General features: G+C 31.1%; 22 protein-coding genes. 1 reads left to right on the forward strand and 21 read right to left on the reverse strand.

What is annotated here, in order from left to right; translation table 11 throughout:
- Nucleotides 1-6 precede the first annotated feature (6 nt).
- From pyrR to rsmH, 20 genes are all read right to left on the reverse strand, one after another.
- On the reverse strand, nt 7-546 hold the full coding sequence (gene pyrR, locus ABDZ93_RS03235) for a bifunctional pyr operon transcriptional regulator/uracil phosphoribosyltransferase PyrR (protein WP_343823578.1): 540 nt from the start codon (nt 544-546) through the stop codon (nt 7-9).
- A 12-nt stretch (nt 547-558) separates the two neighbouring features.
- Nucleotides 559-1,473 (reverse strand): RluA family pseudouridine synthase, encoded by a 915-nt coding sequence (locus tag ABDZ93_RS03240; RefSeq protein ID WP_343823580.1) that lies wholly within the window; start codon nt 1,471-1,473, stop codon nt 559-561.
- The gene (gene lspA / locus ABDZ93_RS03245; protein ID WP_343823583.1) at nt 1,473-1,925 is read right to left on the reverse strand and encodes a signal peptidase II; all 453 of its coding nucleotides are present in this window, start codon (nt 1,923-1,925) and stop codon (nt 1,473-1,475) included. The genes ABDZ93_RS03240 and lspA overlap by 1 nt, the downstream gene beginning before the upstream one ends.
- Nucleotides 1,926-2,055: 130 nt before the next feature.
- Nucleotides 2,056-2,874, reverse strand: a complete 819-nt coding sequence (gene aroF, locus ABDZ93_RS03250) for a 3-deoxy-7-phosphoheptulonate synthase (RefSeq protein WP_343823585.1) — start codon at nt 2,872-2,874, stop codon at nt 2,056-2,058.
- Nucleotides 2,875-2,885: 11 nt separating this feature from the next.
- Nucleotides 2,886-3,578: a 5'-methylthioadenosine/adenosylhomocysteine nucleosidase gene (locus tag ABDZ93_RS03255; protein WP_343823587.1), complete on the reverse strand. Its 693-nt coding sequence runs from the start codon at nt 3,576-3,578 to the stop codon at nt 2,886-2,888.
- 384 nt (nt 3,579-3,962) lie between these two features.
- Nucleotides 3,963-4,556 (reverse strand): DivIVA domain-containing protein, encoded by a 594-nt coding sequence (locus tag ABDZ93_RS03260; RefSeq protein ID WP_343823589.1) that lies wholly within the window; start codon nt 4,554-4,556, stop codon nt 3,963-3,965.
- A 15-nt stretch (nt 4,557-4,571) separates the two neighbouring features.
- Entirely contained in the window at nt 4,572-5,348 is a 777-nt protein-coding gene (locus ABDZ93_RS03265) for a YlmH family RNA-binding protein (RefSeq protein WP_343823591.1), read from the reverse strand.
- 140 nt (nt 5,349-5,488) lie between these two features.
- Nucleotides 5,489-5,941, reverse strand: a complete 453-nt coding sequence (locus ABDZ93_RS03270; RefSeq protein WP_343823593.1) for a cell division protein SepF — start codon at nt 5,939-5,941, stop codon at nt 5,489-5,491.
- A gap of 14 nt (nt 5,942-5,955) precedes the next feature.
- Nucleotides 5,956-6,624 carry a YggS family pyridoxal phosphate-dependent enzyme gene (locus ABDZ93_RS03275; protein WP_343823595.1) on the reverse strand — a complete coding sequence of 223 codons (669 nt, stop codon included), beginning with the start codon at nt 6,622-6,624 and terminating at the stop codon, nt 5,956-5,958.
- A gap of 117 nt (nt 6,625-6,741) precedes the next feature.
- Entirely contained in the window at nt 6,742-7,452 is a 711-nt protein-coding gene (locus ABDZ93_RS03280; RefSeq protein WP_343823597.1) for a DUF881 domain-containing protein, read from the reverse strand.
- Nucleotides 7,453-7,464: 12 nt separating this feature from the next.
- On the reverse strand, nt 7,465-7,806 hold the full coding sequence (locus ABDZ93_RS03285; protein WP_343823599.1) for a small basic family protein: 342 nt from the start codon (nt 7,804-7,806) through the stop codon (nt 7,465-7,467).
- A gap of 16 nt (nt 7,807-7,822) precedes the next feature.
- Nucleotides 7,823-8,539 carry a DUF881 domain-containing protein gene (locus ABDZ93_RS03290; RefSeq protein WP_343823601.1) on the reverse strand — a complete coding sequence of 239 codons (717 nt, stop codon included), beginning with the start codon at nt 8,537-8,539 and terminating at the stop codon, nt 7,823-7,825.
- Nucleotides 8,540-8,607: 68 nt separating this feature from the next.
- Nucleotides 8,608-9,408, reverse strand: coding sequence for a cell division protein FtsQ/DivIB (locus ABDZ93_RS03295; protein ID WP_343823604.1), 801 nt, complete (start codon nt 9,406-9,408; stop codon nt 8,608-8,610).
- Nucleotides 9,409-9,583: 175 nt separating this feature from the next.
- Entirely contained in the window at nt 9,584-10,693 is a 1,110-nt protein-coding gene (gene spoVE, locus ABDZ93_RS03300) for a stage V sporulation protein E (RefSeq protein WP_343823606.1), read from the reverse strand.
- A 22-nt stretch (nt 10,694-10,715) separates the two neighbouring features.
- The gene (mraY, locus tag ABDZ93_RS03305) at nt 10,716-11,672 is read right to left on the reverse strand and encodes a phospho-N-acetylmuramoyl-pentapeptide-transferase (RefSeq protein ID WP_343823609.1); all 957 of its coding nucleotides are present in this window, start codon (nt 11,670-11,672) and stop codon (nt 10,716-10,718) included.
- 13 nt (nt 11,673-11,685) lie between these two features.
- On the reverse strand, nt 11,686-13,059 hold the full coding sequence (locus ABDZ93_RS03310; RefSeq protein WP_343823611.1) for a UDP-N-acetylmuramoyl-tripeptide--D-alanyl-D-alanine ligase: 1,374 nt from the start codon (nt 13,057-13,059) through the stop codon (nt 11,686-11,688).
- Nucleotides 13,060-14,508, reverse strand: coding sequence for a UDP-N-acetylmuramoyl-L-alanyl-D-glutamate--2,6-diaminopimelate ligase (locus ABDZ93_RS03315; RefSeq protein WP_343823613.1), 1,449 nt, complete (start codon nt 14,506-14,508; stop codon nt 13,060-13,062).
- 119 nt (nt 14,509-14,627) lie between these two features.
- Nucleotides 14,628-16,823 carry a stage V sporulation protein D gene (locus ABDZ93_RS03320; protein WP_343823615.1) on the reverse strand — a complete coding sequence of 732 codons (2,196 nt, stop codon included), beginning with the start codon at nt 16,821-16,823 and terminating at the stop codon, nt 14,628-14,630.
- 18 nt (nt 16,824-16,841) lie between these two features.
- Nucleotides 16,842-17,339 (reverse strand): hypothetical protein, encoded by a 498-nt coding sequence (locus ABDZ93_RS03325; RefSeq protein WP_343823616.1) that lies wholly within the window; start codon nt 17,337-17,339, stop codon nt 16,842-16,844.
- 27 nt (nt 17,340-17,366) lie between these two features.
- Nucleotides 17,367-18,299, reverse strand: a complete 933-nt coding sequence (gene rsmH, locus ABDZ93_RS03330) for a 16S rRNA (cytosine(1402)-N(4))-methyltransferase RsmH (protein ID WP_343823618.1) — start codon at nt 18,297-18,299, stop codon at nt 17,367-17,369.
- 355 nt (nt 18,300-18,654) lie between these two features.
- Here rsmH and ychF point away from each other — a divergent pair, with 355 nt between their 5' ends.
- Nucleotides 18,655-19,752 (forward strand): redox-regulated ATPase YchF, encoded by a 1,098-nt coding sequence (ychF, locus tag ABDZ93_RS03335; RefSeq protein WP_343823619.1) that lies wholly within the window; start codon nt 18,655-18,657, stop codon nt 19,750-19,752.
- A 225-nt stretch (nt 19,753-19,977) separates the two neighbouring features.
- Here the strand turns inward: ychF and ABDZ93_RS03340 are convergent, their stop codons facing one another.
- Complete coding sequence (locus ABDZ93_RS03340; protein ID WP_343823620.1) at nt 19,978-22,269, reverse strand: AAA family ATPase; 2,292 nt, start codon at nt 22,267-22,269, stop codon at nt 19,978-19,980.
- Nucleotides 22,270-22,365: the final 96 nt, after the last annotated feature.

Genomic DNA, 22,365 nt, shown 5'->3' on the forward strand with positions numbered 1-22,365 from the left:
TTTCTCCTAATTATTTTCGTATAGACTTACACAGTCCACTCCATCTTTTTCTACTAGTTGAACAGATATATCTTCTTTTCTTGAAGTTGGTATGTTTTTTCCCACATAATCAGCTCTTATTGGTAGCTCTCTATGACCTCTATCTACAAGTACCGCTAGCTGAATCATTTCTGGTCTTCCTCTATCTATAATTGCATCTATTGCTGCTCTTACACTTCTTCCTGTAAATAAAACATCATCTACTAGAATTATTCTCTTACCAGTTATGTCTACCCCTAATTCTATACTATTATGTTCCTTTAAGTTTTCAGGTTTTTTAAGGTCGTCTCTATATTTAGTTATATCTACACTACCTACTTCTACCTCTTCACCTTCAAACATGTTGATTAGTTCAGCAATCCTATTAGCTAATGGTACTCCTCTACTTTTAATTCCTAATAAAACTAAGTTTTCTGTACCCTTGTTTTTTTCTATAATTTCATGAGAAATTCTCGTTAGAGTTCTCTTAATTGCTTTATCGTCCATAAGTACTGACTTTAGTTCCATAACAATACCTCCTTAAACTTCTTTTCTTAATTTATCTAATATATCCTGAAAATATTCTGGAAGTTGTGAATCAAATTCCATATACTCTCCTGTAGTGGGATGTATAAATCCTAAATTTTTTGCATGAAGTGCTTGACCTTGCAACTTAAACCTCTGTTTTTTATATCCATATACTTGGTCACCAATTAGTGGATGATGTAAATGAGCCATATGAACTCTAATTTGATGAGTCCTACCTGTTTCTAACCTACATTCAACCAAAGTATTACTTTTAAATCGCTCTAGCACTTTATAATTAGTAATGGCCTCTTTTCCATCCTTAACTACAGCCATTTTTATTCTCTCTACAGGATGTCTTCCTATGTTAGTTCTAACAGTGCCTTCATCCTCCTTTACTATACCCTCTACTATGGCATAGTAAGTTCTCTTCATAGAGTGATCTTTTAGCTGCATAGCTAAGGAGTTATGTGACTTATCATTTTTAGCAACTATTAACACACCTGAAGTATCCTTATCAATTCTGTGAACTATACCAGGTCTTATGACACCATTTATTCCTGATAAGTCCTTACAGTGATAAAGTAGCCCATTAACAAGGGTTCCTGTATAGTTTCCTGGTGCAGGATGAACTACCATATCCTGTGGCTTATTTATTACTATAACATCACTGTCCTCATAAATTATATCTAAAGGAATATCTTCAGCCTCTACTTGAAGCTCCACTGGCTCAGCTAGCTCTACATGAACCTGATCCCCTATTTTTAATTTGTAGTTACTTTTCTTAATCTGGCAATTTACCTTCACCTGCTGTTTTTCAATAATTCCCTGGACAAAGGATCTAGACATCTCCAATTCCTTTTCACTTACAAATAAGTCAAGTCTCTTTCCTTCATTTTCTTCATCTATAGTGTAATTTTTAACATCCATTAAATCTCATCCTTCAGTATACATATTAATAGAAAAAATGTTCCTATACAAACTAACATATCAGCCACATTAAAGGTTGGAAAATAATATACATCCCTGTAATGAAGCATAATAAAATCCACTACATAATTATAACTTATTCTATCTATAAGATTTCCTATTGCTCCTGCAATTATCATAGCTACAGATACATATACTAATTTGTATTTAGGCTTATACTTCAATAGGTAGAATATCATTCCTATAATTACAATTATAGTAATAACAATAAATAACCATTGCTTATTTTGAAGCATTCCAAAGGCAGCTCCACGGTTTTCCAAATAATCAAGGGTAAAGAAATTTTTAATTACTGTTATTCCTTCTGAACCCTTTAAGGTACCTATAGCCCACCATTTTGTTCCTCTATCTATTAATAGACCTAATACTACTATTATTATTCCTAAAGTCAAAACCACTCCCCCTTATCTTAATTTAATAAACAGAGTTCTTTGCTTTAGAGAGATTTATCCCTCTGAAGCTTAGAAATAGTTATCCAGGGACGTAACCGCTCTTTACTCTCGTTTTGAAAACATGAGAGTATTAGAGCGGGTAGTCATCGGATAAAATATTCTTTATGGTATTAGACTTGTTTATAATACTTTTTAAGTTTTCTACATTAATAGTTTGTCTCGCATCTGACACAGAATTATCGGGATTTACGTGACTTTCTATAATTAACCCGTCTGCACCAGCTGCTATAGCTGATAAGCTCATAGCTTCAACTAGCTCCCGTCTTCCAGTTCCATGACTAGGATCCACAATAACAGGAAGTCTATAATTTTCTTTAATCACTGCCACAGAGTTTAAATCCAAGGTATTTCTAGTGGTAGTCTCAAAGGTTCTGACACCTCTTTCGCAAAGAACTACTTGATTATTACCTTCCTTTAAAATATATTCAGCTGCATAAATCCATTCAGCTACAGTAGCACTTATTCCTCTCTTTAGAAGTATAGGTACTTTAAGCTTTCCTAATTCCTTCAAAAGTGTATAGTTATACATATTTCTAGAACCTACCTGTATCATATCCACATAAGGAAGAGAAATTTCTATATCTCTAGCATCCATTATCTCAGATACTACAGGTAAGCCAAATTCATTTCCCACTTCTTTAAGTATTTTTAGTCCCTCTATACCGAGACCCTGAAAATCATAGGGAGATGTTCTAGGCTTAAAGGCACCTGCTCTCATCATATTTGCTCCCTGGGCCTTCAAAGCTCTTCCTATATTTGTCATTTTATCATAGTCTTCTACTGCACAAGGTCCAGATATAAACACTAATTCATCTCCACCAATGACTACATCCTTAACCTGTACTATAATTTTTTCTCCACTATTTTTTTCTGCAAGTATTTTTTTCATATAATATCACCTTATAAAGTTTTTAACATAGAACGTAATATGGTATTTGAATTTTTAACTGATATTTCTTTAAATTTTTCATAATCCATATGAGCTCCATTATTAGCATTGTCAGAAATTGACCTTATAATAACAAAAGGTTTGTTATTTAGATAAGCAGCATGGGCTATACTCGCTCCTTCCATTTCACAAGATAGTGCATTAAACTCACTCTTTAGCCATCTTATCTTATCTATATCAGCTATAAATTGATCTCCAGATACTATTCTACCTGTGAAAATATTTATGTCTTCTATACCATCACAGGCTTTTTTAGCTTTTTCAACTAATCCCTTATCACATTTAAAGTCAAAAACCTCCATATTAGGAACTTGACCTGGTCTATCTCCAAATTTAGTTGTATCCATATCATGCTCCACTAAATCTGTAGCAATAACCACATCTCCTGGATATATATCTTCTCCAATACCACCAGCTATACCAACGTTTATAACTGCATCCACATTGAAGTCATCTACTAAAATTTGTGTGCAAACTGCTGCATTCACCTTACCTATACCACTTCTAACTATTACAACATCCTTATCAAAAATAGTTCCATGATTAAAGGTCATCATTGCTCTTGTAACTTTTTTCTTTATCTCCATATCAGCTATTAAAGAACTTACTTCCTCTTCCATAGCTCCTATAATTCCTATTCTCATATTCAAATCTCCTCTTTTCTTCCTAGGTACAATAATTCTAGGGAATTTTGTATAATACTAATTTAAATTACCAATTATGTTAATGCTTCTATCTATTAACACGCACCAAACTTTCACAATAATTGGGTATAACTACACCTATTATAATATACATGTTCCGGGATATGTCAATAGCTTTCAGTCGATAAAAAAATCTCACCCTAAAGTGAGATTTTTTGTCCGATGACTACCAGCTCTAATACTCCTCTCTTCTTCAAAGTGGGAGTAAAGAGCTGCTACGTCCCTGGATAACGATTTCTAACCTTCAAAGAAGATAAGAACTCTGTTTATACGCTAATCACATTCACCGAAAATTACACAATATTTTTAAATAAGGTTTAGATATTACTTATCTACAAAAAAACTTTTTATATCCTCTAATTCAGCTGTATTATATTCAAATCCTTCTACCTCTTTTTCAGAAGTAACTTCAAGTACTGGCTCCTGTACCTTTTCTTCAATTACAGTTGAAATATTATAATTTTTATCAAAGTCCTTTTCTAAAGCTTCAAACATTTCCATTTGTGTAACTATAAAGTTTCTAAATTTGCTCCTAAACTTAGCAAATTCCTGTTTTGTTCTATCAAACTCATCATTGATATTTAAAACATCAGTGTGAGCTTTATCTAAAATTCTTTTAGCACTTTCATTAGCATTTTTAATTATAAGTTCAGCTTCAGATTGAGAACTTTGCTTTGCCTGCTCTGCAGCATTTTGTGCTAATAACAAAGTACTTTGAATAGTAGTTTCCATCTTTGCATAATGTTCTAATTTATCTTGAAAAACGTCTAATTTTTCTTTTAAAATAGCATTTTCCTTATACACAGTTTCATAATCTTCAGAGATTTGCTCTAAAAATTCATCCACCTCATCCATGTTATATCCCCTCATGGCTTTTTTAAAATCCTTGTTCATGATGTCCATAGCTGTCATCTTCATATTCTTCACCCCGCATTAAACATATTTACCTATTAATAATTTTATTCGACCCTTACTTGTTTCTCCTTCAATTGAATTTACTTTATACTTTCCAAATCCCCTTATGGTAATAGTATCCTTCATTTCTATTAATTTATCCTTTCTATTACATATAAGATAATTTAATAATACTGAACCATTACTTATAAGATCTGTGCCCTTAGCTCTAGACATATTACAAATACTAGGTATCACATTATCTAGTCTAAGTGATGTAACAATTATAATCTTTTCTTCAAATTCAATCTTTGGGATATCTTCACTATTTATATTTACTCTATCAATACTACATGGACAACTTCCAATAGCAGTTAAATTATCTTGAACATATTGAGAAACTGAGCTTGCCATTGGAACAAAGCAAGCATCTCCTTTAACTACTAAGTCTCCAAATAAACTTCTCTTAACTCCTAAAGCCATTATAGATCCTAAATAATCCTTATGCTTAAGCTCTTTGAATTTTGATTTATTTTTTATCTTAATAACATGAATATCATAGTCCAGTGTTTCATATGCATTAATAGAAAAACATATCATCTTTCTCTCGCTATCCTCAAACACACCAGTACCATGAACGAAAACTCCCAGTTTGCCTTGGTTGTTTTTTATATTCATATAGATATCCGGAGTCACAAACTCCTTTGTATATATAGGCATCTCTATGTTCTTACATAGCTCTATGTCCTCATATATACTTGAAATATAATTTTTATCGTGGTCTTTAAATATATCTAAAAAGGTCTTCTTATCCATAGCTTTCCTCTAATTCATCATATATTATTAAATTAATTATAATTCCTATTTATACTATCCATGTTTTATAAGCTATATTCTACCACTCAAATATACAAAAAATTAACCACATAATATTTTACTAAGTTTGAGTATTAGATTTATTTAAAAGAGCTAAAAATTCCTTTGTTTGTAAGTTCATTTTTTAATTCATTGCTAACTTCAATATTAGATGGAGTTAATATAAATACTCCCTTTTCTACAGGTTGAAGTCCACCTTCTAATGCATAAATAGCGCCTATTAGGAAATCAAGTATTCTTTGACCTTCCTTAGGCTCAACCCCATTTAAGTTAACAATAACAATTCTTCTGGACTTTAAATTGTCTATAATAATTTTCCCCTCATCATAATTTGAAGGTTTACTAATTACAACCTTTGAGGATGATGCAGTATGAATATTAACTATTTTATTTTGTTTCTTGCTTACAAAGGGTTCAATTTCAATCTCGCCCTCACCTTCATCATAGTTATCTTCCTTATGTTCTAATAATTCTTCATCATCTTCTTCATCGTCAAATCCCATCATTCTACCTATTCCTTTGAAAAATTCCATAAAAAACCTTCCTCCTACTTTAATTTATTATAATCTCTTTTTCCAAAAACCCCTTCACCAATTCGAATCATATTTGATCCTACTTTTAAAGCTTCTTTATAATCGCTACTCATTCCCATAGATAAAATCTCCATGGTAATATTTTTATAACTTCTAGTTTTCAGGGCATCAAATACTTCTTTAGTCTTAGTAAAATAGTAATTACAACTTTCAGCATCTCCTTTAGGAATAGTAGCCATAATACCTTTTACCTTAACATTGTTGCACTGTTCACAGGCATTTATAAGTTCATCTATATCTTCCACCATAATTCCAGTTTTAGACTCTTCTCTACCTATATTAATTTGAATTAATACATTTGCCATAAGCCCCTTACTTGAAAATTGCTTTTCAATCTCCTGTAAAAGTCTAACGCTATCTAAGGAATGTATTAAATAAACTCGTCCAACTAGATATTTAACCTTATTTCTTTGAAGATGACCTATTAAGTGCCACCTAATATCCTTAGGTAAAGCTTCCTGCTTTTCCATTAATTCTTGAACTTTATTTTCTCCAAAATTTCTTTCCCCTAGGTTATATACAGTTTGTATTTCAGCTATAGATCTAGTTTTTGATACTGAAATCAATGTCACTTCTTTTGGCAACTCATTCTTCAGTTTTATAAAATTTTCATCAATAGACAATTTTATTCCTCCCGTCTTATGTACAAAATCTAGCTTATAATGGAAAATATAATCCTCTATATTTTATTCTCGATATAAATTAAAAAACCTTTAATATTATTAAATTTTTCTAATTTTTTATTTTAATTTTAGATGATCACTTTTTAGCTCTCCATTATAGGCTGGCAATTTTTCGTCGTAAACAGATTCAATCTCTACATAACATCCTCTAAGTTTTAAATTCTTAATTTGATTTTGTTCATTATCTAGAAAGCTTTTTATTACATCTTGGTTTCCAATGGCTGTGATGTAAAAAGGAGCTATTATTTTTATTCCATCTATCTCTATAGTTGGTCCAGCACAAAGTCCATCTGTTGATCCTATTATTCTATATCCATTTATAGATATTGCCTCAGCACCTGCAGCTTTTAAATCATTAACAACCATTAATAAATCTAAATCATGAACAAGCATAAACTCTTGCACATTTTCTCCTAGAGTGGTAGCCGCTGGTGCATCATTTAAAGTAATCTTTACACCATCTCCTACCACAGGAACAAGCCCTAAAGCAAGGTTATTTTCATTTATCTCCTCTTTCATTTCTTTTCTAACTTCATCCTCAGTTTCGCTACTTCTTTCATATCTACTAATTTTTTTATTAATTTCAGTATATTGCTCTTTTAAATTACTTATTTCATTTTGTAACTTTGTCCTACTATCATATGCCTCTTGGTATTGCTCTACATCCAAAAATTTAGTTTGTCCTCCTAAATTTACATTCATAGCTATTAAAATACCAATGATAATGGTAGCTATAAATAAAAATATATTAGCTTCATTAACTCGCATTTAAATATCTCCTTAATGATGTGTTTTTATTCTATCCATCAATAGCCTTCTTATAACAGCAAAGTTTGTAAATATCCTCTGTCCAAATATTATAATTGCTGCAATATATACTGGTATACCTAGTTTATCTCCTAGATAAACCATACCTGCCGCTAGAAATGCATTTCCAAAGAATCCTGATATAAATATATCTGGTCTAAAGTCCTTATTTAAAGTAGCTCTAATAGCACCAAAAGTTGAGTCTATACAAGCAAATATTGCAACAGATATATACGGTGATAATTTAAGTGGAAAGTTTATGTTGAAAGCTATTCCTAATATAATTCCTATTATAAGTCCTACTAATGCAATCATTTCATCACTCCTACTCTTAGTCTTCTTTTACTTCTTTCACATATTCAAATTTTACTGCTGTAATTCCCTTTTTAATTTTAATGTTATCCTTAGTTTCAGAGGTAACCTCACAGATCTTTTTTACCCTATTAGGAATGGCCCCTGAAAATGCTATAGCTCCTTCCAATATTTTTTTATCTCCTATAGCTTTTATAACTATACGCTCCTGTGGTGAAATTCTTTCATTATTAATTCTAATACTATTTCCAGCTACCCTTATACTACTGTTTCCTATAAGTCTTATATCATTAATAGATACAGCTTCAGCACCTGCAGCATATAATTCATTGACTATAGTTAGTAGCTCATAATCTTGTATAGGAATATCTTCTACTTGAGATGTAAATAAACTAGCTTTAGGATCAATATATATTGTAATGCCTGGCCCCTCCACGTTAGTTAATCCGGCCATAAGTCTAGTATTATTAAGGTCTTCAAACATTTTCTTATTCTTTGTATCTTCTGCTGCTTCCTTTTCGTATTCAGCAGCCTTCGCCTCAAGTTCCTGCACAGTTTTTTGTAATTCATCTTTTTGTTTTTTTAATTGTTCATTTTCTAAATATATTTCTGGACTTGGAGAATTCTCAACTTTATTTGTACTTTGATCCCCTATAGTATTAAGCTGAGTTATTATAACGAATCCAAACATTAAAAATATAAGTCCGGTACTTAGCTTGGAAATAATACTTTTCACTTACCCTACCTCCCAATAAAATTTTTCTTAACCTATGTGCTTTTATTATTTAAACTTTTAATATATCTTTATTTTTCCTTATAAATAACTGGATTTCCTTCAAAACTTACATCAACATATCCTTTCATATCTCCAAGAGTTGCACTTTCTATTATGCTAAATCCCTTAGAAACTTTACTATTAACTTCATCAATAGTTCCAAGTTTTATGTATAAATTATTTACGTATAATTTTAAGTCTATAAAATCATTAACTTCTAATTTTAATATGGTATATTTTTCAAACAAACTATTTTCTTTTAAAAATTTATAAATATTGCAAATTCCATTTATCTTATCTTCATCTATATTTTTAATTTGTTCACCTATTTTCAAATTTGTTTCATCAATTCCTTCAATCCTCAAAGCCTCTACGCCTTCAATAGAGTCTTTTTTTTCTAAAACTACTCCCTTATCATCAATGATATAGAAACCTCCTGATATTTCTGTGTAGAAAGCAATCTTTCTCTCATTGATAGCAATAGAGAGTTTATTAGGATATTTTCTATTTATAGTTGCATCTAATATGTAAGGATTTTTTTCTAACTCTTTTTCTAACTTTTTTGTTTTTATCTTGAATATATTAGTACCCTTCTCCAACTTTGTAGTTGTTTTAACATTATCTTCTGATAAATTTACCAACCCACTAACTAAAATCTCTGATAAATTAAAAGTAGGTAAAGTTAACGCCAATGTTATTAATATAGAAATCATTACTACAAGTAATAACATAGTCTTTTTTAACTGAATTATTTTTTTCTTACGTTTTAGTATGTCTGCTTTATTATCTATAATATAATTACCATAACTCTGTTTAGTTTTTTTTGCCACATCTTCACCACCAAATTACAATATATGAACATGAAAGTAAATTAATACACCTTATATCATATCATCATTGCATTATAAATTCATTACAAAAATATTAAATATTCATTACTTTAATAAAATACCATACAAAAATAATACGACTGAAGAATAGAAAGTATCTTCAGTCGTATTATTTCTATGAAGTTTTCTTACTGTTTTGCCGAGTTATATTAAGAAGTATTCCCATAAACACCATATTAATTACTAATGAGGAACCACCATAACTTATGAAAGGTAAAGGAACTCCTGTTACCGGCATAGAACCTGTAACAACAGCAATATTGATTAAACTTTGAATAATTACTACAGAGGTTATTCCAGTAGCCAGTAATGAACCGTACATATCCTTTGCCTTAGAAGCTGCAATAACACCTCTCCATAAAAATAGTATAAACAATATAATTATAAAGGCACAGCCAATAAAGCCTAATTCTTCACCTATAACTGCTAATATGAAATCATTATGAGGCTCTGGAATATAAAAACATTTTTGTCTTGATTGACCTATTCCAACTCCAGTGAGTCCGCCAGAACCTAATGCTAAGAGAGATTGTACTAATTGATATCCATCTCCTTGAGAGTCACTCCAAGGATTAGTAAAGCTTAAAAGTCTCCTTAGTCTATAATCCTCTGTTAAAATAAAGGTAGCTCCTAAAGCTCCTACAGTACCTATTAGTCCACCCATATGAATAACTCTAGTACCAGCCACAAATAGCATTATCAAGCAAACTACCATGGTAACTGTAGCAATACTAAGATTCTTTTCAAGAAGAATCATCCCTGCTATGAAACCTGCAAATAAAAGGTTAGGAACTACTCCCTTCCAAAACTTTTTTATATTTTGCGTGTTATTTGATATATTTTTTGCTACAAAAAGTACCACCACGTACTTTGCAATTTCTGATGGTTGGAATGATAATGGTCCAAGCCTAATCCAACGCTGTGCTCCCTTTACTGGTGCAAATAAAAAAACTAAGCAAAGGGCTATAAATGTAAATATTATTAAAATCTCTGTATACTTTTTATACTTATGATAATCGATATTTAGTGTAATAATCATTCCAACAAGCCCAAGTCCAGCCCATTGAAGCTGCTTCCATAGAAAGAATTCAGCATCATCATACTTAAAGGCCGCAAAATATGAACTAGCACTATATACCATGACAACTCCTACTGTAACTAACGTAATAATTACAGCAAAAAGTAAAAAGTCTACTTCTCCCAATTTCATTTTGGGTTTTTTCATATCAAATTCCTCCTATGCCATCTTAGTAAGTTAGTGCACGGAATCCTATTAAACATAGTATAACTGTTATGATTGAAAACACGGTTACTATCTTACTTTCATGCCATCCCTTCAATTCAAAGTGATGATGTAGAGGTGCCATCTTAAATACTCTTTTCCCTGTAAGTTTAAAGGAAGTAACCTGTATAATTACTGAAAGAGTTTCTACTAGATAAACCCCACCTACTATTATTACTATAAGCTCTAGTTTTAATATCATGGCAATAGCTGCAACAGCTCCCCCAAGAGCTAGTGAACCACCATCTCCCATGAAAACTTGTGCAGGATAAGAGTTATACTTCAAGAATCCAAGAATAGCTCCAGCTAGAATTCCACAGAAAATCGCTAAGGTATAATATGCCATACCAAAACTTACAAGCGCAAAGAAAGTCATAATTAAAAGTGTGATAGAACTACAAAGACCATCTAATCCATCTGTAAGGTTAACCGCATTAGTTACTGCTGCAAAGTATACTACTATAAAAGGTATAAATAGCACTTTTAAATCCCAAGTTACTGTACCTAGGAAAGGTATCATAATATCCGTTCCTATTTTATCCTTTGCATAATATCCAAAGGCTATAGATACTATTACTAAAAGTAACATTTTTTGATAGCTTTTTAATCCTTCATTTTTCTTTTTAATTATCTTTAGAGCATCATCTAAAAACCCAATAGCTCCAAAGGCAATAAGGGCATAAAGGGCAAGCATTGCTTCATCATGAGGATTTCTAACCATTAATATCATAGTAATGCAGGTAGAAATAATAAATATTATTCCACCCATGGTTGGAGTTCCCTGCTTTTTCAAATGGCTTTGTGGTCCATCTTCTCTAATGTTCTGACCAAATTTTAACTTGTGTAATCCCGGTATTATAAGTGGTGCTATTGCAAAAGATATTATAAATGCTACTAAAATAGAATATATTAACTTATTCATATTCCATCCCTCCCTATATGTTTTTCTTTTGTAATTCTTTAATTATATTTTCAAATTTCATAGATCTAGATGCCTTTATTAATAAAGTATCATTCATTTTTATATTTTTCTTTAGTTCTACTATTAGTTCCTCCATAGAATTAAAAGTCATAAAATTTTCACTTCCATATCCCTTTTTATAATTCTCATCGAACTCTCCTAGGGTAAATAAGAAGTCTACACCACTTGCTTTTGCACAAGCTCCTACCTGTTCATGAGCTCTAGCTGAGTCCTCACCTAGTTCCTTCATGGTTCCAAGAACAGCGATTTTTCTTCCACTATATTGTTTTAAAACCTCTAGGGCAGCCTCCATAGAATCTGGACTTGCATTATAAGCATCATTTATTACGGTGTAGTCATCTAAATTCAAAACATCTAATCTCATGGATGTAGACTCTAAATTTTGTATTCCTTCTTGTATTTCTTCATAGGTAACCTTTAACTCTCTTGCCACAGCTATTGCCAATAATGAATTAAGTACATTATGTTTTCCTGGTACCGGTACTTTTATAGTAGCATTTACATCCTTACCATTTTCCTTTACACCAAACTCTATACTGTCCTTATTTATAATTATTCTACAACCTTTAAAATTATAATCACTATCTATACCAATTTTTACAATTTTATATTCATTTGTACTATAATCATGAAGCATATCATTATCTCCATTTATAATTAACACGTTTTCTTCAGTAAAACTATTTGCTATTTCTAATTTAGCTTTTAAAATATTTTCTCTAGTCTTTAAGTTTTCTAAGTGAGATGTGCCTATATTAGTTATGACACCTATAGATGGTTTTGCTACTTTTGCTAAGGTATCAATTTCTCCTAAGTCACTCATACCCATTTCCAAAATTGCAACTTGGTAAGTTTTATCTAATTTAAATATCATTAAAGGAAGTCCAATATCATTATTAAAATTCCCTTGGGTTTTAAACACATTATATTTTTTACTAAGGGCTGCTGCCATTAAATCTTTAGTTGAAGTCTTCCCTGTAGAACCAGTAATTCCTACTACCTTTATATCTAAGGTACTAATATAGTAGGATGCTAAATCAAGAAGCGCTCTCTTAGTATCCTTAACTAAAATTATAGATACATCTTTTTCAATTAAGTCTTCATATTTTTCTCTTTCATGTACTATACAAAGCTTAGCCCCACAATCTATAGCTCCCTTTACAAATTTATGTCCATCAAAATTTTCTCCCTTTATTGCTATAAAAATATCTCCCGTAGAAATATTTCTACTATCTATGGTTACACTAGAAAACTCCTCAATAGTTCCACTAACTAATATTTCCCCTGATATAGCCTCAGCTATTTCCTTTAACCTTATAGTTTCCATCTAAAGCTCCAACTCCTCTATCAATTCTAATACAACTTCCTTTTCATCAAAATGAATAGTTTCATTTTTAAGGATTTGATAAGTTTCATGTCCTTTTCCTGCAATTACTATAATATCATCTTTTTCACCTAGGAGTAAGGCTGTTTTTATGGCTTCTCTTCTGTTTTCAATAAGTTTATAGTTAGATTTCTTAACCCCAGCCTTAATATCTTCTAATATCATATACGGATCTTCACTTCTTGGATTATCAGAGGTTATTATGGCCATATCACTTAATGCTGTACCTATTTCACCCATAATAGGTCTTTTGGTTCTATCTCTATCTCCTCCACATCCAAAGATGCAAATTAATTTACCTCTAGTCAATTCCCTAAGATTTTCTAAGATGTTTTTTAAACTATCTGGAGTATGAGAATAATCCCTAATTACCTGGAAACCCAAGTTCATCCCTAAAGTTAAGTTTTCACATCTTCCAGGCACAGTTACCTTAGAAAGTCCTTCTATAATTGTATTCATATCCATGCCTTCATCTAATGCCGCTCCAATGCAGCCTAGTGCATTATAAACATTATATCTACCTGGTATAGGCAACTGAACTTTATATACTTTTTCATTTACTTTTAAATTAAATATAATTCCTGTAGATTCTAGATTTATATCAGTTCCCTTTAAATCACTTTCTTTTTCAATAGAATAAGTAGTTATTTTTGAATTTATTTTTTCAAGAAGCTTAATTCCATACCCATCATCTACGTTTACCACAGAATGTCTGCTCATTTTAAACAACTTGCTTTTTGCATTAAAATAATTCTCAAAAGTTTTATGAAAATCTAAATGATCTTGAGTTAAATTAGTAAATATACCCTGTGAAAACTCTATTCCATAAACTCTGTCCAAATCTAAAGAGTGGGATGAGACTTCCATAACACAATAATCTATATCACTCTTTACCATATCATTAAAGAGCTGTTGTAGTTCTAAAGATTCAGGAGTAGTTTTTTCTGTATGAATTTCTTTATCACCTATAAAGTTAGCTATAGTACCTATTAATCCAACTTTATAACCCCTAGACTCTAATATTCCCTTTAACATAAAGGCAGATGTAGTCTTTCCATTGGTACCAGTTATACCTATAATCTTCATCCTTTGGCTTGGATTGTTATAAAAGTTTGAAGCTGCTACAGCTAAAGCCCTTCTACCATTTTCGACTTTTATATATGTTATACCTTCAACGATAGTCACATCTTTTTCAACTACAACTGCTTTAGCACCATTTTCTATAGCCTTTGATATAAAATTATGTCCATCTACATTAAATCCTCCTATGGCGAAAAACATATCTCCATGTTTTATCTTTCTACTATCATATTGTGGATTATTAATTTCTATATTCTTATCTCCACCTAATATTCTATAGGCTAACCCCTTTAATAAATCTTCTACTTTCACCTTAATCACATCCTTAAAATACTTTTCTTACTAATTAAAACATTGTCCAAAATTTAATTTTTATACTCTATAGCATATAAAATCCGGTAGCACAAGTCAAACTGTAACTACCGGATAATTTAATCTACTAAGGTACCAAGGTGGAAGGTTACTGTTGTTCCCTTTTTAACCTCTTGGTCTGGTGCAACACTTTGTTCTACCACTAGGCCTTCACCTATAAATTCACTCTTTAATCCTAAATCCTGAAAAAGCTTTTCAATACTTTCCTTTGTAAATCCCTTTAAATTAGGAATTACAACTGTATCTGTACTTCCATTACTTCCTCCTGCATATAAGATTATTTCCTTACCTTCCTTAAGGGTGAAACCTGGTTTTGGATTTATATCTGTAATAGTGCCTCCACTACCTTCTACTCTAACCGTTAATCCTGCATCAGTTATTACTTTTTTAGCATCTGCAACTGATAACCCTCTAACCTCAGGTACAATTACATCTGCTTTTAAGCTTTCATCAGCCTCCATATAGCTTCCATTAGGTTTCATTTCTGTATAATTAAACAAATCATTAAATAGCTTTTGTCCAACTGGAGCAGCAATTTGTCCTGCATAGTACCAAGATGGGTTTGGTTCATCAATAGACACAAATACTGTGTATTTTGGATTGTCAGCAGGAGCCATTCCTGCAAAGGATGAAAGATATTTACCATTTGCATATCCACCATTAACAGTATCTACCTTTTGAGCTGTACCTGTTTTACCTGCAATTCTATATCCATCTATTTTAGCCTTTGATCCTCCACCAGTACCAACTACTTGTTCTAGATGAAGTCTCATTTCAGTCATAGCCTCTGGTGTAAACCGTTGTTGTTTTTCTATTTTATAAGTTTCATCAACTACTAGCTCATTTTTTTTATCCTTATGAGTTACTTCCTTCATTAGATGAGGCGTTATCAAATATCCACCATTGGCAATAGCATTGAAAGCTCTCATAAATTGAACTCCTGTAGTTGTATTACTTTGTCCAAAAGATATAGTTGCTAAGTCTGTTGCAGATATATCTTCCGTTGCTTTAACTATACCGGCTGATTCACCCGGTAAATCAATTCCTGTTTTATGTCCTAATCCAAACTTTTCAATGTATTCGTTAAGATTTGCTGCACCTAATCTTTCTCCTAAAACCATAAATCCAACGTTGCAAGAATTTTTTAATATTTCTTCGAAGGTTTGAGGCCCGTGACCTGAAGTCTTCCAACAGTGAATATTTCTTCCTCCAACAGTAAGTGATCCTCCACAATTAAAGGTTTCTCCTTCTGTAAGAATCCCCTTTTCTATAGCTGCGGTAGCTGTAACTACCTTAAATATAGACCCAGGTTCATAGGCATCACTGACTAATCTATTTCTCCACATCTGCTGAATGTCTTCGTCAGACACCCCTTCTACCCATGGATTATTAGGATCATAATCTGGCTTATTTGCTAAAGCTAATATTTCTCCTGTATTAGGATCCATAACCATAATAGATACTGCTTTAGCCTCATTATCTACCAAAGCCTCTTCTGCTAACTTTTCTGCAAAGTTTTGTATATTCTCATCAATACTAGTAACTACATCTCTTCCATCAATAGGTTCTGTAAATTCTGAGATTGTATAAGGTAATCCCTCACTCTTTTGATCAATTTCAGCAACCTTAATTCCTGGAACTCCAGCTAGATACTTATTATAATAAAGCTCTAACCCCGTAAGTCCTTCTCCGTCTGAATTAGTATGACCTAATATATGAGCTGCAAAATTACCATTTGGATAATACCTTTTCGTATCAGGTGATATTAGTATACCATTTATGTTATTATTTTTACAAAACTCTCTTATGGCATCTGTTACATCTTTCTCTATTCTTCTCTTTAATATAGCAGAACCTCTAGGCTTTCCATTTGGAAGTGGATTAGTTAAGATGTGCAATACATCAGCCTGTTCTTCTCCAATTATTTCACTTAGAGCTGTTGCAACTTGTTCCATGGTCATCCCATTATTTTCTATATCTTTCCTTAAAGTATTCAAATCCAAGTCCGCTCTATAAACGTCACCACTTACCGCCAGCTCATTACCATTTCTATCTAGTATCCTGCCTCTTTTAGCATTTATCCTAACATCACTAGTCCATTGCTGTGTTGCTAAAGACTTATAGGTAGATTCTTTAACAAACATAACATAACCTAATCTTATACTTAATCCCAGGAAAACTAAGAAAGCTAACAGCATAGATACTATCATTCTCTTTTTCATTAATACCTTATCAACAAAATTTTTCTTTGCCACCTACAATTACCTCACTAACTAATTAAATAATAAGTTCTTAATTTTACTTAATAAACTTTCCCCTTTTTCTTCATTAGCGCTACTTGTAGCTATCTCTTTAACTGCATTAATATCACAATAGATTGCATTAGTACTCTTTGGTTCAATCATTTTTAATTCTTTAGTGGCAACTTCTTCTATGTAGGAAATATTGTTAAACTTAAGTAGCTTTATCCTCAAATCTTCACTCTCTTCTGTTACAATTTGCATTTGTTCTTGAAGAGCTATTATTTCCTTTTGATTATGATATATAGCACTATATCTAGATACTATAATAGCCCCAACTAATCCTGCTGCTACTATACTTCCATTAAGCTTTAAAAATTTTGCTATCTTTTGCTTCCTAATTTTTCTTAATTCTTCTTTATTTGGGCCTTGTTTAGTAGGAACTTTTACCCTTTCTCTAGGTAACGGATTTGCCTGAGAAGCTAAAGCTGTATTCCCACTTACCGCATTTTTTCTATTTTCTACTACCATTTTACTACCCCCATCTAGTTTTTAGAACTAAATTTTTCTACATCCCCTTAACTTAGCACTTTTACTTCTTGAATTGTTATCAAGTTCTTCCTTAGTAGCTTCTATAGGCTTTTTGTTAACTAATTTAATTATTGGCTTTTTCCCACAGACACACATCGGAAGGTTCTTAGGACACTTACATGGATCTACTAAATCTCTAAACTTATTTTTCACTATTCTATCTTCTAAGGAATGGAACGTAATTATTGCCATAACTCCATCCTTATTTAAAGCTTCTATACCATCACTTATAGCTCTATCTAAAATACTCAATTCACTGTTTACTTCTATTCTGATACCTTGAAATGTCCTTTTAGCAGGGTGTCCACCTTCTCTTTTAAACTTTGCAGGTATACACTCATCTATAATTTTTACAAGTTCAAGAGTAGTTTCAATAGGTTTTATTTTTCTTTTTTCTACTATCCTGTTAGCAATTCTTCTTGAAAACTTCTCCTCTCCAAAATCTCTAAGGATTCTAAAGAGTTCGTCCTCACCATATTCATTTACTACATTATAAGCTGAAAAAGGTTCCTCCCTATTCATTCTCATATCTAATGCAGCTTCCTTCATATAGCTAAAGCCCCTTTCACCTTGATCCAGCTGATAAGATGAAACTCCTAAATCCATGAGTATACCATCAACTTTTTCTATTTCTAAAGACTCCAATATGTCCTTAATATTATAAAAATTATTGTGTACATAGGTAACATTTTTAAATTCCTTTAGTTTTTCCTTTGCAGCCTTAAGTGCATCTAAATCTTGGTCTATTCCTATTAATCTTCCCTTTGGTGAAAGTCTCTTTAAAATTTCCATTGAATGTCCTGCTCCACCTAGAGTACAATCAACATATATACCATCCTCTTTAATATCTAGCATTTCTATACATTCTTCTAACATTACTGAAAAGTGTTTAAATTCCATTATATATTCTCCTTTGTTTTGTCTTACATTTATATAATATAAATCATAGACCCCATTTATACACTTATCATTGTACCATAAATAATTCTATAAGTTTACATAAATTCCTTTTAAATATTGGCTAAATAAAAAAATTTTTTTAAACAAATTTATGAATATTTATAAAAATTCCTCAACAAAATTCAATTATATTACATAGTTTCAACTTAACACCTTATTTTTCTACACCTTTTTTCTATTTAATACATATAGCCCTTGGAATTATTGAAATTCCCTTTGCTGTAGAGTATAATTTAAAAGAATGAAATTTTTAAGTAATAAGCCCCAGGGTTTACATAGAAAGGACGAATATTATATGAAATTAGGAATAGTAGGTTTACCTAACGTAGGAAAGAGTACATTATTTAATGCCATTACAAAAGCTGGAGCAGAGTCTGCTAATTATCCATTTTGTACTATAGAGCCAAATGTAGGAGTTGTTAGTGTACCAGACAGCCGTCTTGATGTATTACAAAATTTATATAACTCTAAAAAACAAGTACATACTGCCATAGAATTCTATGACATAGCAGGATTAGTTAAAGGTGCAAGCAAAGGTGAAGGACTTGGAAATAAGTTTTTATCTCATATAAGAGAAGTAGCTTCAATAGTTCATACTGTTAGATGTTTTAAAGATGACAATGTTGTTCATGTAGAAGGATCTGTATCACCTATAAGAGATATTGAAACTATTAATCTGGAGTTAATTTTTTCTGATTTAGAAGTGCTTGAAAGAAGAATGGAAAAATCAATAAAACTAGTACGCTCAGGTGATAAAACTGCAAAAGTTGAATATGCAATCATGGAAAAAGTTAAAAAACATTTAGAAGATAATAATCCTGTTAGAACTTTAGAGTTTACAGATGAAGAAGAAGAATTTGTTAAATCTCTATTCTTAATAACTTCTAAACCTGTATTATACGCATGCAATGTAAGTGAAGATGATTTAATGGAGTGTGGCGGCGAAAATGATATGGTAAAAGAAGTTGAAGCCTATGCTGCTAATGAAAAATCTGAAATCATCATAGTTTGTGCTAAATTAGAAGAAGAGTTATCTACATTAGATGATGAAGAAAAGAAAGACTTACTTTCAGAATATGGTCTTGAAGAATCTGGTCTTGATAAACTAATCCATGCTAGCTATAAACTTCTTGGGCTAATGAGTTACTTAACTGCTGGTGTTCAAGAGGTGAGAGCTTGGACAATTAAGATAGGTACAAAGGCTCCTGCTGCTGCTGGTAAAATTCATAGTGATATAGAACGTGGATTTATTCGTGCAGAAGTAATTTCCTTTGATAAGTTAGTTGAATGCGGTTCTGAAGCTGCAGCTAAAGAAAAAGGATTCTACAGACTTGAGGGAAAAGAATATATAATGCAAGATGGGGATGTTGTAAACTTTAGATTCAACGTATAATAATGTAAATAATTGATTATTTATAAATCTACAGTTAATAAAATAGGTATGAGTGCAATTCACTCATACCTATTTTTAATATTATAACTATAAATATATAAATATTTAGCTATATCTCTATATTCCTATACAAATATTGAAATATTTGTATATAGAAATATTTAACTAGTTAACTAGTTGTTCTGTTCATGTGGGTTTCAGAGATTATCCACCTTTGTTTTACCATTACTTCTTCTCATATTCCATACACTGTTTACTTATTAAATCTATTATATTATCCATGCTAATTTCTTCAGCATCAAATATTAACTCCATTGCATCTTCTACAGTTTCAATAGTATATATTTTAAATTTCCCTTCAAATATTGCTCTCTCAACGCCTCTTGAAAGTACTAAATTATCTTTATTTGATAAAGGAATAATAACTCCCTTATCTTCGATATCATCCATTATTTTACACACTTCAAAAAACCCTTCAATTTTTTCATTTACACCACCTATAGGCTGTACTTGACCAAATTGATTTATAGAACCAGTTATTGCAATATTTTGTTTAATAGGAATCTTACATAGCGCAGATATTATAGCTAATGCTTCAGCTACTGAGGCACTATCACCATCTATAACTCCATATAACTGCTCAAAGCTAAGATTAAAATCTACTGGTAAAGTTTTATATCCTCCATTGATATTATTAATGTATCCTTTTAAAATATTGATTCCTTTAGTATGAATTTTACCACTAAGATTGGATTCTCTTTGAGCATCTATGACTTTTCCCTCTCCTTTAAAACAAGTACAGGTTATTTTAACAGGTTTTCCAAAACTTGTATATCCTGTATCAATGACAGAAAGCCCATTAATTTGTCCCACCTTACTTCCTGTAACATCTATTAATAATTTTTTTTCATCATATAACTCAAGATATTCTCTCTCTATAGTTTCTTTTCTATAAGCAATCTTCTCTATATCATCTCCATCAATAAATTCCCTTGATTCCTCTACAGCCCTATAATTAGCTTGTATAATAAGGTTTGACAATTCATCATGGTCAAAGTATATCTTATTTTTATTTTCTGCCTTTCTAGACAAAAATTTTGCAACTTCTCTTATGCCACTAGAAGTAATAGGTTCAACCTTATTTTCTTTAGCCAATCTATTTATCTCTTTTAATAATACCGTCTTAACCTTATTTTCTGCTTTTAATATTCCTCTATAATCAGCCCTTGTCTTAAATATTGTTCTAAATTCTTTATCATAGTTATACAAAGCGTCATAAATATCATAATCACCAATTATTATTACTTTAGTATTAATTGGCATAGGCACCGGTTTTAGACTACTTAAAGTAAAGAGTTCTATATATCCTCTGTTGTAATCTAAGTCTACCTTTTCTGATATTATAGCTCTTTTCAAATAATAATAGGACTGAGAATTACTTAATAAACTACTAGCTCTCAAAACTAAACATCCACCGTTAGCTCTTACATAACTTCCTGCTCTTATGGATTTTACTGTAGATACATATATATTATTATGATTTTCATAATCTATAGACCCAAAAAGGTTAGATACACTAGGATCTTCTTCAAAAATTACCGGTGGATATGTGACCTCTGAATTATCAACAATTACATTTACATCATATTTATATATAATATCTCTTATGCCTTCTTCATCATCCTCATAATTTATAGAATAGTTTTCCTCAAGTTCTCCCTTAATCTCAGTAATTAAGTAATGTATATAAGCCTTAGCCTCACTATCATCCTTAAATTCTTCTTCTATTACAATATTTAAATCTTTAATTTCTTCTTTAAAAAAGTTATCCATTATCTCTCTAATTCTATTTATTTCATTATTTTTCATATTTCTTAACTTTTCTAATATATCATTAGCATTTATCTTTAACTCATCCACTTTATTTAATATATCAAATTTTTCTTCTTCTTTAAGATTATCAAATTCCTCCTCTGTCATTTCTTTTCCATCAACTAGTGGTATAAATGTAAATCCATCTCCACTAGTTTTTATATCAAAGCCATGCTCTCTAGAAAGTTTTATTAAATCACCAACTATTTTGCTACGCCTGTCTTTTATAGCACTAATAAGATATTCTTTTTCTTTATTATCTATTCCATTATAAAATTTAAATATACTCTCTGCATAAAACTCTTGAATCTTATCTACTATCTTTTTTAACTTATTTCCATATCCATTATTAACAGATAAAGGAACAGGTTCCTTTGCATTTCCTTTAATAACATAACATATATCCTTTGGTGGCTTTCCATCCATTAATATATGTTTCACATAGCTAGTAATATGTTTTACTCTATCTTTACAAAATTCATCAACTAAGTAAATATTATAGCCTTCACCATTTAAAAGAAGTGAGGTTTTTATTCTATTATATACGTCTTTATATTGTGGTAATATAAATTCGCCTTCTATTTCTCTATCTTCAACAATTTCAAAATCATACAAAACTTCACTGGGTTTTAAAACTCTTTTCATACTGTCCTCCCAAATAAAATCATTTAGTATATTAGTATTCTTATAAAAGGACTTTTGGAACAAAAACATAAAAATTCATGATATAATTTTTAAAAA

Source organism: Clostridium subterminale, from assembly GCF_039521425.1.
Lineage (GTDB): Bacteria > Bacillota > Clostridia > Clostridiales > Clostridiaceae > Clostridium_J > Clostridium_J subterminale.